General features: G+C 35.3%; 1 protein-coding gene and 1 pseudogene. Both read left to right on the top strand.

All coding sequences use genetic code 11. The annotated features are described in order from the left end of the window. The coding region (locus tag ACS8FD_RS25080; protein ID WP_439277842.1) for a LuxR C-terminal-related transcriptional regulator at positions 1-123 on the top strand (123 nt) is incomplete at its 5' end. A gap of 63 nt (positions 124-186) precedes the next feature. Continuing rightward, positions 187-501: pseudogene (locus ACS8FD_RS25085) on the top strand (sensor histidine kinase); the annotation flags it as partial.

The following is a 501-nucleotide window of genomic DNA, read 5'->3' on the forward strand; positions in this document are numbered from 1 at the left end:
CAGTTATTTGTAAGTGTAAAAACCATTAACACCTATCGCTACCGTATTTATGAAAAAGTTGGGGTAGATAGTGACGTTAAATTGACGCATCTAGCCATCCGCCATGGGCTGATTCAGCCTTAATACTAGACTTATCTGTACTTTTAATTGGTCTATTGCTCATTACTACTCCCCTTCGGTTATTTTATGAAATCTGCTTTTAGAACCATCAACGTCATTTTTCAGACTTTAAAGCAGGATAATACTTTACCTGTATCACAATTGCGTAAGCTTGGGATAATTTATAATGGTTATCGATTAGTAGTTAGTGCGTTTTTGCTATTAATGGCATATGCCAATATTAAAGCTGACACCGATTTGTTATTACTGAGCTTATTGCAACAAACTGCACTTGGGTTTTACGTCATTCTTAGTTTGATTTTACTCAGTTTATTCTTAGTTGCTACCAAGCAGTTACAACGCCAGTTAGTGTTTGGTCTAGGCATTGATGTTATTGTATTA

The sequence above is a fragment of the Psychrobacter sp. 1U2 genome (assembly GCF_051847575.1).